Raw genomic sequence first — 13,807 nt, 5'->3', positions numbered from 1 at the left:
GCGAAGAGGCCAGCACAGGAAACACGGGCCTTGTCAGGCCAATGACCCCCATGGGATCCTCCCGGGCCATTGTTGCAAGTGAGCGCAGCCCATGCCCAAGACCATCCGCATCGCCGCCGCCCTGCTGATCGATCCCCAGGGCCGCACCCTGCTGGTACGCAAGCGCGGCACCCAGGCCTTCATGCAGCCCGGCGGCAAGATTGATGCTGACGAAACCCCATTGCAGGCGCTGGTGCGCGAGTTGCGTGAGGAACTGGGCCTGCACATCGACCCGGCCCAGGCCGTGCACCTGGGCCAGTTCAGCGCCCCGGCCGCCAACGAGCCGGGCTTTGAGGTACAGGCCGAACTGTTCCGTGTCGACAGTGCCGCCGCCGTGCTGCCGGCCGCGGAAATCGAAGAGGTGGCCTGGCTGGCCGCTGACCAGGCCCCCACCTTGCACCTGGCCCCCCTGACCCGTGACCTGATCCTCCCGCTGTACCGCCAGGCCGTCAGCGCACCGCGCTGACGCCATCGAGGGTGGCGAACGAGGTGTCCTTGGCGGTCAGCAGGAAGTCGCGCATGTAGGGTGCATCGAGCATGTCGGTGCGCACGGCGGCATAAAGCGTGGCGAACAGGCCTTTTTCACCCAGGCGCTTGCCCTTCACATACCCGCGCGAGCTGTACTCGTGCAATGCCCAGTGCGGCATACCGCACACGCCACGGCCGCTGGCCACCAGTTGCATCATCATCACCGTCAGCTCTGATGTGCGCACGGCGGCGGGCTCGATGTCGGCCGGCTCCAGAAAGCGGGTGAAGATGTCCAGGCGATCGCGTTCCACCGGGTAGGTGATGAGGGTCTGGTCGAGCAGGTCCTGCGGCACGATGTACGGCTTGCTGGCCAACGGATGCTGGTTGGCCACCGCCAGCATTGCCTCGTAGGTGAACAGCGGCACATAGGTGATGCCTGCCAGGTCCAGAGGGTCGGAGGTTACCACCAGGTCGAGGTCGCCGCGGGCCAGGGCCGGCAGCGGGGCGAAGGCAAAGCCGGAGGCCAGGTCCAGCTCCACCTCCGGCCAGGCGTCACGGAACTGGTCGATGGTCGGCATCAGCCACTGGAAACAGCTGTGGCATTCGATGGCCATGTGCAGCCGCCCGGCGGTGCCACCGGCCAGGCGCGCGATATCACGTTCGGCGCCGCGCAGCAGCGGCAGGGTGGCATCGGCCAGTTGCAGCAGGCGCAGCCCGGCGCTGGTGAAGCGAATCGGCTTGGTCTTGCGTACGAACAGCGGCAGGCCCAGGCGCTCTTCCAGCTCCTTGAACTGGTGCGACAGTGCCGACTGGGTCAGGTGCAGGCGCTCGGCGGCCTCCACCAGGCTGTCGGCCTCGCGCAGGGCATGAAGGGTTTTCAGGTGACGGATCTCCAGCACAGCTGACTCCGGGGTGTGGATTTGAGGAAACACGGACTGAGTTGAGTTTCCCTCATGTTGCCACGCCTGTCGACTGGGCAGACGGCCGCACCGCCTGGCGGGAGTCATCAAACTGTCACTGAACTGTGGCAGCGCGCCCGAACAGAATTCATCAGACTCGCGCTCTACTGGGGATCTGCATTCTGGTGTTTCTTTCATGCGGGCTTTTTGGCTTTTTCTTTTCTTTGTATTCGGCGTACCTGCGGCTTTCGCTGAACAGCGTTGTGACGCCCACGTGCCGGTGCAGCGGGCCGAACTGGGTGCGGTCAGCCTGGTGTACCAGAGCGTCGGTGCGCCACGCGACCCGGCCTTGTTGCTGGTGATGGGGCTGGGCGGGCAGTTGATCCATTGGCCGGACGACGTGGTAGAGGCGTTGTGCCGCCAGGGCTTTCGGGTGATCCGCTATGACAACCGCGATGTCGGCCTGTCGCGCTGGAACCAGGTGCCGCCGTCGGCCAACCTGACGGTCGAACTGCTGCGCTACAAGCTGGGCTTGCCGGTGGCTGCGCCTTATACGCTGACCGACATGGCAGATGATGGCTTGCGCTTGATGGATGCGCTGGGCGTGCGCCAATTCCACGTGCTGGGGGTGAGCATGGGCGGCATGATTGCCCAGCATTTGGCGGCCATGGCGCCCGAGCGCGTGCGCAGCCTCACGTTGGTCATGTCCAGTTCAGGGGCCGCGGGGTTGCCAGCGCCGGATCCGGCGCTGGTGCAACTGCTGGCCCGGCGCAGCGCGCCGAACCGCGAAGTGGCCATCGAACAGCAGGCCGACCTGCTGGCGGCGCTGGGCAGCCCCGAGGTGCGTGACGATCGTGCGGTGTTGCTGCAGCAGGCGGCCGTGGCCTACGACCGCGCGTTCAACCCGGATGGGGCCAAGCGCCAGATCATGGCGATACTGGCCGAGCCGAGCCGGGTCGAATTGCTGAACCAGTTGCGAGTGCCGACCCTGGTGGTGCATGGCACGGCCGATCCGTTGCTGCCGGTGATGCACGGCGTGCACCTGGCGGCGCATATCCAGGGTAGCCAGCTACGGCTGATCCCTGGGTTGGCGCACCGCTTTCAGGAAGAATTCAAGGCGCCGTTGCTGGGGGCGGTGTTGCCCTACCTGCAGGCGCATCGGCAGGATGTCACGCATATCGCAGGGCTCTGAATCGGCGTTGGCCTCTTCGCGGGCACGCCCGCTCCCACAGGTTTTGCACATGATTGAAAGGTGGTGCATTCCCTGTGGGAGCGGGCGTGCCCGCGAAGAGGCCAACGTCAGCGACGCCTCGACAGCGGCACCAGCAGCACCACCCCAGCGCCAAGGGCCGCTTTGAAAACCAGGTCCACGTTATCTTTCCAGGTTGGGGTTGAGGTCAGCCGAGGCCGTATTTTTTCACTTTGTCGAACAGCGTGGTCTTGGCCATGCCCAGCTCCTGGCTGGCCTGGCTCAGGTTGCCGCCAGTGCGTTGCAGAGCGTCGCTGAGCAGGTTGCGCTCGAACGCTTCCACCGCCTCGGCAAAGCCCAGCCCCTGGCTGGCACCGCCGCTGGGGCCTTTCTTGAACGCCGGCAGGCCAAGGGCATAGCGTTCGGCGACGTTGCGTAGCTCACGCACGTTGCCTGGCCAGTCGTGAGCCATCAGGCGCGACAGGGTCTGGCTGTCCAGCACGGGTGTTTCACGGTCGAAGCGCAGGGCCGACTGCTGCAGGAAGTGTTCGAACAGCTGCAGGATGTCTTCGCGGCGCTCGCGCAGCGGTGGCAACTCCAGGGTTACCACGTTCAGCCGGTAATACAGGTCGCTGCGGAACTGGCCGCTCTGGCCCATGGCATCCAGGTCGGATTTGGTCGCGGCGATCACTCGGCAGTCCACCGCAATGCTCTGGTTCGAGCCCAGCCGCTCCAGGGTGCGCTCCTGCAGCACGCGCAGCAGCTTGATCTGCAGGTTGATCGGCATGCTTTCCACTTCGTCGAGGAACAGCGTGCCGCCGTTGGCGTGTTCGATCTTGCCGATGCGGCGTTTGCCGGCACCGGTGAAGGCGTTGGCCTCGTGGCCGAAAATCTCGCTTTCGAACAGGTTTTCCGGCAGGCCGCCGCAGTTCAGGGCCACGAAGGGCTGGCCCTGGCGGCGGCTGAAGTCGTGCAGGCAGCGGGCGACCAGTTCCTTGCCGGTACCGGTTTCGCCTTCGATCAACACGTTGGCTGAGGTATCGGCGACGTTGGCGATCAGTTCGCGCAGGTGCTCCATGGCCGGTGAACGGCCAATGATGCGGCCCTCAAGGCTGCTCTGCTCGGCCAACTGGCGGCGCAGGGCCACCACTTCGCGCGACAGCCCACGTTGTTCAAGGGCTCGGCGCACCACATCGACCAGGCGCTCCGGGGAGAAGGGCTTTTCCATGAAGTCGTAGGCGCCATTGCGCATGGCGCCCACCGCCATGTCGATATCGCCGTGGCCGGTGATCAGCACCACCGGCAGGCTGCGGTCACGGGCCTTGAGACGGTTGAGCAGCTCCAGGCCATCGATACCCGGCAGGCGTATATCGCTGACGACGATACCGGCGAAGTCGTCGCCGATGCGTTCCAGCGCCTGCTCGGCGCTGCCCACGCCTTCACAGGCGATGTCTTCCAGGGCCAGCGCCTGTTGGCAGCCGAGCAGCACATGCGGGTCGTCTTCGACGATCAGGACGGTAAGAGGCGCTTGGTTCATGGGTGCTCTGCCGATTCGCTAGGGGTTGAGGCCAGGGGCAGGGCGAGGACGAAGGCCGTACCGCCATTGGCGGGGTGCTCGACGTTGAGGCTGCCCTTGGCGGCGGCGGCAAGGCTCGCCGACAGGGTCAGGCCCAGGCCCAGGCCATGTTCGCCCGGTTTGGTGGTGAAGAAAGGTTCGAACAGGTGCTTGCGCGCCTCGGCGTCGATGCCATGGCCATTGTCGCGCACCTGCAAACGGTACTTGTCGCCCTGCAGCTCGCCTTCCAGCCACAGTTGCGGCCGTGGCTGGGCAGCCATGGCATCCAGAGCGTTGCCGATCAGGTTGACCAGGATCTGCTCCAGTCGCGTCTGGTCGATGGCCAGTTGCTGGTCTTCGAACTGATTGTGCAACTGCAGGTGGCAGGCGCTGATGCGGTTGGCCAGCACCTGCAGGGTAGCGTCCACCGCCTTGGCCAGCGAGGCCTGGCCGCTGTCGTCACCGCGCCGGGCGAAGGAGCGCAGGCTGGCGGTGATGCGGCCCATGCGGTCGATCAGGTCGTTCATGGTGCGCAGGTTGGTACTGGCGGTTTCCAGCGCCCCGCGTTCGAGGAAGCGCACGGTGTTGCCGGACAACGTGCGCAGCGCGGCCAGCGGCTGGTTCAGTTCGTGGGCAATGCTGGTGGACATCTGCCCGATGGCGGCCAGCTTGCCGGCCTGTACCAGTTCATCCTGGGCGTGGCGCAGGGTCTGTTCGGCATGCCGGCGCTCGCGAATCTGGCCCTTCAGGCGTTCGTTGCTGGCGCGCAGGTCGGCTGTGCGTTCGGCAATCCGTCGCTCCAGCTGGCTGTTGGCTTCCTGCAGGGCCTCTCGGGCTGCCAGTCGAGTGGCGATGACCTTGCGCCGTTCGTTCCAGGCGATGCCGAGAATCGCCAGCAAGGCGAAGGCCACGCCCACCAGGATGCCTTGCACCATGGATTCGCGACGCAGGTCCTGCAGTGGGGTCAGCAGGGTGAAATGCCAGGGCGTGTCGGCCAGGCGCCGGGTCTGGGCCAGGTAGGCCATTTCGCGGGCCTTGCCCTGTGCGGTTTCGCTGTTGGCCGGGAAGGTCAGCTTTTCCACACCATCGGCCAGGGTTTCCCGGGCGAGGGGCTGCAGCTCGTTCAGCGGCCACCAGTAGTACTGCAGGCTGCGGGCCAGACGCTCCTTGATCTGCGGCGTCAGCGGGCGTACCGACTTCAGGCGCCGGGCCGGGTCGCTGGAGAGGATGATGATGCCGTTCTCGTCGCTGACGAACGCTTCCAGGCGGGCACGTTGCCAGCGCTCCTCAAGGGTGTCCAGGCGCACCTTGATCACCGCCACGCCAATGATCTTGCCGTGCTCTTCCAGGCCATGGGCCAGGTAATAGCCGGCCTCGCCGGTGGTGCTGCCGATGCCGTAGAAACGCCCGGGCTCGCCGCGCACGGCGGTCTGGAAGTAGGCCCGGAACGACAGGTCCTCGCCGAGGAACGAGTCGGCATCGCGCCAGTTGCTGGTGGCCTGGACCCGGCCATTGGTGTCGAGGACGAAGATGGCCCGGCTGCGGCTGCGTCGGTTCAGGCCTTCGAGGTATTCGTTGACGGCCTGCCGCGAGCCACCGTCAGGGTCGGTGAGCAGGTGCGAGACACTGTCTTCCAGCTCCAGCAGGCTCGGCAGGTAGGTGTACTTGCTGATTTCGCTCTCGACCGTGCGTGCGTGCAGCTCAAGCTGGCGCTCGCCGTTTTCGCTGAGGGTGCGGATGCCGTTGCTCTCGCTGATCAGGTAGCCAGCCATGCCCAGGCCGACCATCAGCAGGATGATCAGTGGCGGCAACAGCAATTGGCGGAGCAGGCGGGATTTCACGGCAGGCTTGGCAGGGAGAAGAAGCGAAGGATCGCATTTCATCACAGTGGCCTTGTCACGACCAGCGCCGCCGCCCGAAAGGGCGGCGGCACCGAGCGCTTCAGTGAAGCAAAATCAGTGTTGCAGGATCTTGCTGAGGAAGTGCTGGGTACGCTCGTGGCGGGCGCTCGGGTTACCGAAGAAGTCTTCCTTCTGGCAATCCTCGATGATGTTGCCCTTGTCCATGAAGATCACGCGGTTGGCCACTTTGCGGGCGAAGCCCATTTCGTGGGTCACGCACATCATGGTCATGCCTTCGTGGGCCAGTTCAACCATCACGTCCAGTACTTCGTTGACCATTTCCGGGTCCAGCGCCGAGGTCGGTTCGTCGAACAGCATCACGATCGGGTCCATCGACAGGGCGCGGGCGATGGCCACGCGCTGCTGCTGTCCGCCGGACAGCTGACCGGGGTGCTTCTTGGCGTGGGCACCGAGGCCGACGCGATCGAGCAGGGCCAGGCCCTTCTTGGTCGCTTCCGCTTCGCTACGGCCAAGCACCTTGCGTTGGGCAATGGTCAGGTTCTCGGTGATGGACAGGTGCGGGAACAGCTCGAAATGCTGGAACACCATGCCAACGCGCGAACGCAGTTTGGGCAGGTTGGTCTTGGGGTCGGCGATCGAGGTGCCGTCGACCACGATGTCACCTTTCTGGAACGGCTCCAGGGCGTTGACACACTTGATCAGGGTGGACTTGCCCGAGCCCGACGGGCCGCACACCACCACCACTTCACCTTTTTTGACCTCGGTGCTGCAGTCGGTCAGTACCTGGAAGTCCCCGTACCACTTGTTGACGTTCTTGATGGAAATCATACGGTGATCCTTTTTTGCAGGCGCTTGACCAGCCACGAAGCGGAGAAGCTGATGAGGAAGTACACGACACCGGCGAAGATCAGGAACTCATGGGAGCGCCCGATGATATCGCCGTTGGAGCGTGCCGAGTTGAGGAAGTCCACCAGGCCCACGGTGTATACCAGCGAGGTGTCCTGGAACAGGATGATGCTCTGCTGCAACAGCAGCGGGGTCATCTTGCGGAAGGCCTGGGGCAGGATGATCAGGCGCATGGTCTGGCCGTAGGTCATGCCCAGGGCCTGGGCGGCGCCCATCTGGCCCTTGGAGATCGACTGCACACCAGCGCGAACGATTTCGCAGAAGTACGCGGCCTCGAACATCATGAACGCCACCACGCACGAGGTGAAGGCACCCACCGGGGTGTCTTCGCCGGTGATCCAGCGCAGCACGAACGGTACCGCCAGGTAGAACCAGGTGATGACCAGCAGCAGCGGGATCGAGCGGAAGTAGTTGACGTAGGCGCCGGCCAGGTTCGACATCAGCTTGCTCGACGACAGGCGCATCAGGGCCAGGATGGTCCCCAGCACGATGCCGCCGACCACGCCCATGACCATCAGTTGCAGGGTCATGACCATGCCTTCCCACAGGGCTGGCAGGGCCGGGATGATTTCGCTGAAATCCATTTCCATTTATTTGCCCCCTACGGAAATCAGGCCGGGCACCGAGACCTTCTTCTCGACCATGCGCATGAGCAGCATCAGGCCCATGTTCAGGGTGAAGTAGATCAGCGTGGCCAGGGTGAAGGCCTCGAACAGGTTGGCCGAGAATTCGGCGGTCTGCTTGGTCTGCGCCAGCAGTTCCATCAGGCCGATCAGCGAAGCCACCGAGGAGTTCTTGAACACGTTCAGGAATTCCGAAGTGAGCGGCGGAATGATGATCCGGTAGGCTTGCGGCAGCAGCACGTTGGTGTAGATCTGCGACAGGCTGAAACCCATGGCGCGGGCAGCGGCTTCCTGGCCACGCGGCAATGCCTGGATACCGGTGCGCACTTGCTCACAAACGCGGGCGGCGGTGAACAGGCCCAGGCAGATGACCACGCTGATCAGCGCCGAAGTGGTCGGGTTGAGGTCCTGCTTGAACCATTCCTGCAGGCCTTCGGGCAGCAGATCCGGTACCAGGAAGTACCAGATGAACAATTGCACCAGCAGCGGTACGTTGCGGAACAGTTCCACGTAGGCGGTGGCGATGCCTGAAACCAGCCGGTTCGGCACGGTACGCATGACACCGAGGATCGAACCCAGCAACAAGGCGATGATCCAGGCGGAGATGGCGATGGCGATGGTCCAGCCCAGGCCGGTGACGTACCAGTCCAGATAGGTTTCGCTGCCCACGCCGGTGGACTTGAAGAACACGCCCCAGTCCCAGTTGTAATTCATCGGGATTTCCCCTCAGACGATTGTTTCACGGGCACCTTCGACCATCCGAGGGCGGCGAGCGCCCTCGGATGAAAGGTTAGACACTAATGGGTGGCCTGCAGAGTTGATTGGTGCTGTTGAGCACCGGGCCACTATCTGAGAGTCAGGACTTCTTCTCGTCCGCGGCCTTGTCGGTCGGCTCGGCGATCAGTTTCTTCAGCTCTTCGCTCATCGGGAACTGCAGGTTCAGGCCCTTTGGCGGAATCGGCTGCTGGAACCACTTGTCGTAGCTCTTGTTGACCTCGCCCGACTTGAAGTAACCGACGATGGCATCATCGACGGCTTTCTTGAAGGCCGCGTCATCCTTGCGCACCATGCAGCCATAGATTTCGTACGACTGTGGGGTACCGGTAATGACCCAGTCCGACGGTTTGCGCGCCTTGGCCATTTCGCCGGCGAGCAAGGCGTCGTCCATCATGAAGGCCACGGCGCGGCCGCTTTCGAGCATGTTGAAGGCTTCACCGTGGTCCTTGGCGGAAATCACGTTCATCTTCATCTGCTTGTCGGCGTTCATCGCCTTGAGGATGCGCTCGGAGGTGGTACCGGCGGTGGTTACCACGTTCTTGCCGGCCAGGTCCGGGAAGTCCTTGTATGCCGGCTGACCATCCTTGACCTTGGTCAGCAGGCGGGTACCGACTTCGAAGATACCGACCGAGAAGCCGACTTGCTGCTGGCGCTCGACGTTGTTGGTGGTGGAGCCGCACTCGAGGTCTACGGTGCCGTTTTGCACCAGCGGGATGCGGGTCTGGGAGGTGACCAGGTTGTAGCGGACTTTGATGTCCGTGCCCAGTTGCTTCTTCAGGGCCTCGACGACAGCCAGCTGGATGTCGTGCGAGTAGCCCACGGGCTCGGGCTTGCCGGCCAGGTAGGAAAACGGGATGGAGGAGTCGCGGTGGCCCAGGGTGATGGTGCCCGAATCCTTGATCTTCTTCAGGGTGCCGGTCAGTTCTTCGGCCATGGCCGGCGAAGCGATCACAGCGGCCGCGATGGCGGCGCCCAGCAATTGACGAACGATGCGCATCAAATTTTCCTCGACGTGTTTGTTTTTTTTATGGAGCCGTTGGCGGACTCTTTCGTTCAACGAATACAGCATGAAGCGGGGTGCATTCGGCTACCAAGTGTAGAGCATGAGTCGTGCCAAGCTCTGATATCGATCATAAACCCGCGAAATCTCAGGGTATGAACCTTTCTTGACGATTTCTGCGTAACTGGAAGTTTCCGGATTTCCGAACGAATGCATTTATCATGTTCGGAAATCCGAATAGATGGGCGAGCGCTGTAGTCCTGCTATAAGTACCGCGTTTATCAATATTGCGTGTGGTGTCCTGCGTCTTTTCAGACCAGGAGAAACCACCATGCCATCTGCCGATAGTCTTCCGTCCGGGTCGGTTGATCAGTTGATCGCCCGCCAGCTCCCCCCTTGGTTGGCCGCTGCCGAGGCGCGACATGTCGAGCCCTATCGACAGGCTTTGATCGCGCAGCAGCAGGTTGCCGATCAGCTGCAGCATCTGCTGAGTCGCATCCCGGCGGTTGACGAATTCGCAGCGCCGTTGCTGGAAAGGGCCTTGGCGGAAGCAGGGCTTGGGCATGTCGACCCTCGCCGCGCTTTCGTAGTGGTCAGCGAGGAGTTTCCACTGCCTTCGGCTGCAGAGAAGATCCACAAGCCGATGATCACCTATACCACCCGGCAATCCCTGCTCGCGGCGGCCCTGCACAATTTCGATGTAGAAGAGAGCGTGCCCTGGCTGTTGCGCAAGGCGTACCTGGTCGACGGCGAAGGGGGGCGGCTGGGCATGAGGTTTGAGCATTTTGTCAGCCTGTGCCGCACGCTGGATGTCGGTGGCCGTTACCAGGCGCTGTTGACGACGGTACTACAGCCCAAGGCAGGCCGGGGCCAGCCTGTCGACCAGGCGCGCCATACCATCGAACAGCTGTTTCAGGACAGTTTGCGTACCCGGATGAAGGCAGAGCTGTATGAAGGCAGAATCAAGGGAGCGCTGGACGAGCGCGATCTGCGCCGTTTGTTGCCGATACTTGAGCGGCCAGCGCTACCAGCGTACGCAGGCGGTACGCTGACGCCGCGGCAGTTATACCTGTTGGGCAAGTGCATGGTGGGCATTGTCACCCTGGAATGGCGGCCAGCGCCGGGGGCCGCAGTGGATGAAATCATCGTCTGGATACCTGGCGACCCCGAAAAAAGCCTGCGGCATTACGATGCGTGGGATGACGTGTATGGCGATCTGGCGCTACGGCTCAGGCACGAGCCTTTCCTCGCGTTCATGCGGCGCTTTCTCAAGGCCGAGGACCGTAAAGGTTTCGAAATGGCCCTTGCACGCGCCCTGGCGTCCGCGGGTTCCCGCCGACCGCTGGAACTGGACGGGCGCAACCTGCCGGTCGAGGCTTCGGTTTTCAGCCATGTGCGTACTCAGGTCGTGGCGAAGATCTATGATGATGCCCGCTTCATTGCCGTTCCGACCGATGAAGAGGATCGGTTGAGCAGGCACAAGCGTTTGCAAGGGCTGCTGTATGCCGGGCTGGACCTGCTTGGCTTGGCCGCCTTTGTCGTGCCTGTCCTGGGTGAATTGTTGTTGGTAGTGAGCGCCGCGCAGCTGCTGGACGAAGTATATGAAGGTTATCAGGACTGGCGGTTGGGCGATCGCCAGGGCGCGCTGGAGCATTTGTTTTCCGTTGCCCAGGGGGTGGTGTTGACGGGGGCGAGCGCCGCAGCGCTTCATCTGCTCAAGCGGGTACCTTGGGTGGACGCGCTGGAACCCCAGGTAATGACGGGTGGCAAGGTCAGGTTGCTGCGAAATTCCCATTACCCCGCCGCGGAGAACAACCCGCTGGTATTGCTGCAAGGCTTGCCCGGCGAACATTTTGCCGACCTTCTGGAGCCCAGGGCCAAGGTGCTGCTTGATGCGGCGGGCCTGCAAGTGGACCAGTTACGGCGCTTGCACGTGGAGCACGCGGCGCCGCCAGCGCGGCTGATCGACCTGCATGAGCGCCTGGATCTGTGCGCAAGACGCCCAGGGCTGCGTGGCTTGGCATTGGAGCGTGCGCTGCGGGACTTGCATCCGCCTGCGACCCCCGAGCAAACCTGGCTGATGAATGCTTTCAATGGATTATCGTCCCGAGGCGCACAGGAAATCATCGATCAGAGCAGTTCCTCACAGTTGCCGTCGCCATTGGCCGGCGGGCGAGTGCCGCTGGGTATGGCAGAGCGTGCCCGTTGGTACCTGCGCGACAGCCGCGTAGATGTTGCCTGCCTGGGTATTCGCCTACCGCAGCTGCTCAATGCCGACGGTGAAAAGCTGCTATTGGGGCTGGTCGAGCGCAAGGCCCCATGGCCTGCTTCGGTGCGGGTTGAATTACGTGCTGGCAATCGTGAGGGCCGAGTGCTGTTTGCCAGCCAAAACCACGAGGCCCGCGAAGTCCGGGTCATCATCAAAGGGGCGCAGGGGTATGCGTTGGACGGCGAGGCTGCTGGCCGCGATGCTTCTTTACTACATGCCGTGCTGCAGTGCCTGGACGACAAGCAGAAGCTGGTCTTGGGTAATGTCGGGCAGCAAGTGACACAACTACGGGACAAGGTGCTCGAAATCGCTGCACAGGAGCGCGAACAGGCCGCCAGGCTGATCGGCCTGGCCCCTAAGGGTACTGGCGTACGGCCACCCAGACGCTTTGGCGACGGCCGCCTGGCTTACCGCCTGAGCGGCGGTGGGGAGAGTAGCCGGCAGGCGATCCGGCGCGGCATCCACCAGATATTCCCGACGCTCAGTGAAATGCAGCTTGAAGCTTATATGGATGCGGTCCGCCAGCGAGGCGAAAACCTGTGGGACCATTACCAGATGCTGCAGCGCCAGCTTGCCGGGCTACGCGCCGTGCTGCGCCAGTGGCAGGCCGACTGGCAGAACCCCATCGACGCCATCCGCCGCCGCCGCGTCGCCGATACGTTACGCCGGAGCTGGCGGCGCAAACTGGTAGACAGTAATGACCAGTATGAGCTGACCATCGACGGTGAGCCGGTCAGTGCGCTGCCTGTCCTGCCGCGCGGGGTCGACTATGTGCATGTACGCAGGCTAACGTTGCGTAACATGCAACTACAAGATATCGATGCCTCGTTTCTCAGGCTATTCCCGAATGTTGTCGATCTTGATCTCAGCGGCAACCGGCTAAGCCGTGTGCCAGAGGGTATCGAGGGCCTTACCCAGCTAAGACAGGTCAATCTGGGTAATAACCAGATTGTCCTGGATGAAACCGGGAGCCGCCGTCTGGCGGGTTTGCAGCGGCTCAATACCTTGACTCTGAGCTACAACCCGCTCAACGGCGTGCCTGATCTCTCTGCCTTGCCGCACGTGCGTGACGTGCGCCTGCGTGCAACCGGGCAGGTTGATGTGAATCTGCTTCATGAGCGGGTTGCGTTGCGCGCGCACGTCGACCTGCGCGACAACCGGATCAGCGAGCTGCAAAGGGATATGCGCGGCCTGCGCCTGCGGCTGCGAAGGCTCAATCTGCATGAGAATCCGCTGAACGAAGCCAGCGTCCAGTTGCTTGACGAGGCCCGCGGCGTCAGCGACTCCCGGGCCAGGGGCGGCGCATCCCACGCCCATGCGGCAGTGAACGACCAGACCCGCGCAGAATGGGTGGCCAGCCGAAACGAAGCGCTGCGTACCAGCCGCGAAGCCAGCTGGGACCGCTTGCAGGAGGAGCCCGGCTCGGCAGGCTTGTTTCGTTTCCTCGCAGACTTCGCCGAAAGCGAAGATTTTGAAACACACCCCCGTCATTATCGTCGCCGTATCTGGCATATCCTCGATGCCTGCGAACACGACGAAGCATTGCGCGAGCGATTGTTCCGCGAGGCTGACGCTCCCCGTAGTTGCGAAGACCGCTTGCTGTTGATACTCAACCAGATGGAAGTGGCCATCCTCGCCTACCAAGGTATCGAAGACGTCCCAGTGGCGGTACGGGAGGCCCGTTTTCTGCGTCTGGGCCGGCAATTGCACCGTCTGGACCTGCTGGATGCCATTGCTGCACGGCATGTGCAAAGAATGCGCGCAGAGGCAGTGGTCGAGGTCGACGAAATTGAAACGCGGCTGTACTACCGCTCACGTCTGGCAAGTGCCCTGGATCTGCCGGTAACACCAGACCAGATGCATTACGCTTCGTTTGCCCACGTAAGCAATGCCGACCTGAGCCATGCGCAACTGGAAGTACTGGCGGCCAATACGTCGGTGGCCATCCTCGATACGTTGGCTGAGCGCCCTTTTTGGCAGAATTACCTGCGTGAAACCTACCCAGAGCGTTTCGATGCGTTGGCTGCGCCCTTCCATGAACGCCTTGAATCGCTTGAACAGCAGGCCAGAAATGGCCAGGAAAGCGACTACGGCGGGCGTGCCCGGGCATTGATGCGCGAGCACGAGGTTGACGAGCGGGTACTGATGCGCACCTTGACCACCGAGGCCTGGGCGCGTTCTGTTAGCGACGACCGATCACCGCGAACCTGAGCGACACCA

General features: G+C 62.9%; 10 protein-coding genes. 3 read left to right on the top strand and 7 right to left on the bottom strand.

Annotated elements, in window-relative coordinates; genetic code table 11:
- The first annotated feature begins 91 nt into the window (after positions 1–91).
- Entirely contained in the window at positions 92–505 is a 414-nt protein-coding gene (locus CAF70_RS16290; protein ID WP_085625893.1) for an NUDIX domain-containing protein, read from the top strand.
- Here CAF70_RS16290 and metR read toward each other — a convergent pair.
- Positions 489–1,406 carry a transcriptional regulator MetR gene (gene metR / locus CAF70_RS16285; RefSeq protein WP_003258025.1) on the bottom strand — a complete coding sequence of 306 codons (918 nt, stop codon included), beginning with the start codon at positions 1,404–1,406 and terminating at the stop codon, positions 489–491. The two genes, CAF70_RS16290 and metR, sit on opposite strands and share 17 nt — an antisense overlap.
- A 196-nt stretch (positions 1,407–1,602) precedes the next feature.
- Here metR and CAF70_RS16280 point away from each other — a divergent pair, with 196 nt between their 5' ends.
- A complete protein-coding gene (locus CAF70_RS16280; protein ID WP_085625894.1) occupies positions 1,603–2,598 on the top strand; it encodes an alpha/beta fold hydrolase in 996 nt (331 codons plus the stop codon).
- Positions 2,599–2,803: 205 nt separating this feature from the next.
- Here the strand turns inward: CAF70_RS16280 and CAF70_RS16275 are convergent, their stop codons facing one another.
- The 6 genes from CAF70_RS16275 to CAF70_RS16250 all read right to left on the bottom strand — a co-directional run bounded on the left by CAF70_RS16275 (position 2,804) and on the right by CAF70_RS16250 (position 9,315).
- Positions 2,804–4,132: a sigma-54 dependent transcriptional regulator gene (locus CAF70_RS16275; RefSeq protein ID WP_085625895.1), complete on the bottom strand. Its 1,329-nt coding sequence runs from the start codon at positions 4,130–4,132 to the stop codon at positions 2,804–2,806.
- Positions 4,129–6,033 (bottom strand): ATP-binding protein, encoded by a 1,905-nt coding sequence (locus CAF70_RS16270; protein WP_085625896.1) that lies wholly within the window; start codon positions 6,031–6,033, stop codon positions 4,129–4,131. The genes CAF70_RS16275 and CAF70_RS16270 overlap by 4 nt, the downstream gene beginning before the upstream one ends.
- 72 nt (positions 6,034–6,105) lie before the next feature.
- Positions 6,106–6,840: an amino acid ABC transporter ATP-binding protein gene (locus tag CAF70_RS16265; RefSeq protein ID WP_003258023.1), complete on the bottom strand. Its 735-nt coding sequence runs from the start codon at positions 6,838–6,840 to the stop codon at positions 6,106–6,108.
- Positions 6,837–7,508, bottom strand: a complete 672-nt coding sequence (locus tag CAF70_RS16260; protein WP_085625897.1) for an amino acid ABC transporter permease — start codon at positions 7,506–7,508, stop codon at positions 6,837–6,839. The genes CAF70_RS16265 and CAF70_RS16260 overlap by 4 nt, the downstream gene beginning before the upstream one ends.
- Positions 7,509–8,255, bottom strand: coding sequence for an amino acid ABC transporter permease (locus CAF70_RS16255; protein ID WP_085625898.1), 747 nt, complete (start codon positions 8,253–8,255; stop codon positions 7,509–7,511). It lies immediately after the preceding gene.
- 142 nt (positions 8,256–8,397) lie between these two features.
- Complete coding sequence (locus CAF70_RS16250; RefSeq protein ID WP_085625899.1) at positions 8,398–9,315, bottom strand: glutamate/aspartate ABC transporter substrate-binding protein; 918 nt, start codon at positions 9,313–9,315, stop codon at positions 8,398–8,400.
- 334 nt (positions 9,316–9,649) lie between these two features.
- Between CAF70_RS16250 and CAF70_RS16245 the strand changes: the two genes are divergently transcribed.
- Positions 9,650–13,798, top strand: coding sequence for an NEL-type E3 ubiquitin ligase domain-containing protein (locus tag CAF70_RS16245; protein WP_085625900.1), 4,149 nt, complete (start codon positions 9,650–9,652; stop codon positions 13,796–13,798).
- Positions 13,799–13,807: the final 9 nt, after the last annotated feature.

The organism is Pseudomonas sp. B19(2017) (assembly GCF_002113165.1).
Lineage (GTDB): Bacteria > Pseudomonadota > Gammaproteobacteria > Pseudomonadales > Pseudomonadaceae > Aquipseudomonas.
Note: the sequence above shows the minus strand (reverse complement) of the source record. Positions and strands in the feature narration are given on the sequence as shown.

Excerpts from the sequence above, each read along its gene's own strand:
- CAF70_RS16250 (WP_085625899.1), bottom strand. The coding sequence starts at position 9,315 with ATGCGCATCGTTCGTCAATTGCTGGGCGCCGCCATCGCGGCCGCTGTG.
- CAF70_RS16270 (WP_085625896.1), bottom strand. The coding sequence starts at position 6,033 with ATGAAATGCGATCCTTCGCTTCTTCTCCCTGCCAAGCCTGCCGTGAAA.
- CAF70_RS16245 (WP_085625900.1), top strand. The coding sequence starts at position 9,650 with ATGCCATCTGCCGATAGTCTTCCGTCCGGGTCGGTTGATCAGTTGATC.
- CAF70_RS16290 (WP_085625893.1), top strand. The coding sequence starts at position 92 with ATGCCCAAGACCATCCGCATCGCCGCCGCCCTGCTGATCGATCCCCAG.
- CAF70_RS16265 (WP_003258023.1), bottom strand. The coding sequence starts at position 6,840 with ATGATTTCCATCAAGAACGTCAACAAGTGGTACGGGGACTTCCAGGTA.
- CAF70_RS16260 (WP_085625897.1), bottom strand. The coding sequence starts at position 7,508 with ATGGAAATGGATTTCAGCGAAATCATCCCGGCCCTGCCAGCCCTGTGG.
- CAF70_RS16275 (WP_085625895.1), bottom strand. The coding sequence starts at position 4,132 with ATGAACCAAGCGCCTCTTACCGTCCTGATCGTCGAAGACGACCCGCAT.
- CAF70_RS16255 (WP_085625898.1), bottom strand. The coding sequence starts at position 8,255 with ATGAATTACAACTGGGACTGGGGCGTGTTCTTCAAGTCCACCGGCGTG.
- CAF70_RS16280 (WP_085625894.1), top strand. The coding sequence starts at position 1,603 with ATGCGGGCTTTTTGGCTTTTTCTTTTCTTTGTATTCGGCGTACCTGCG.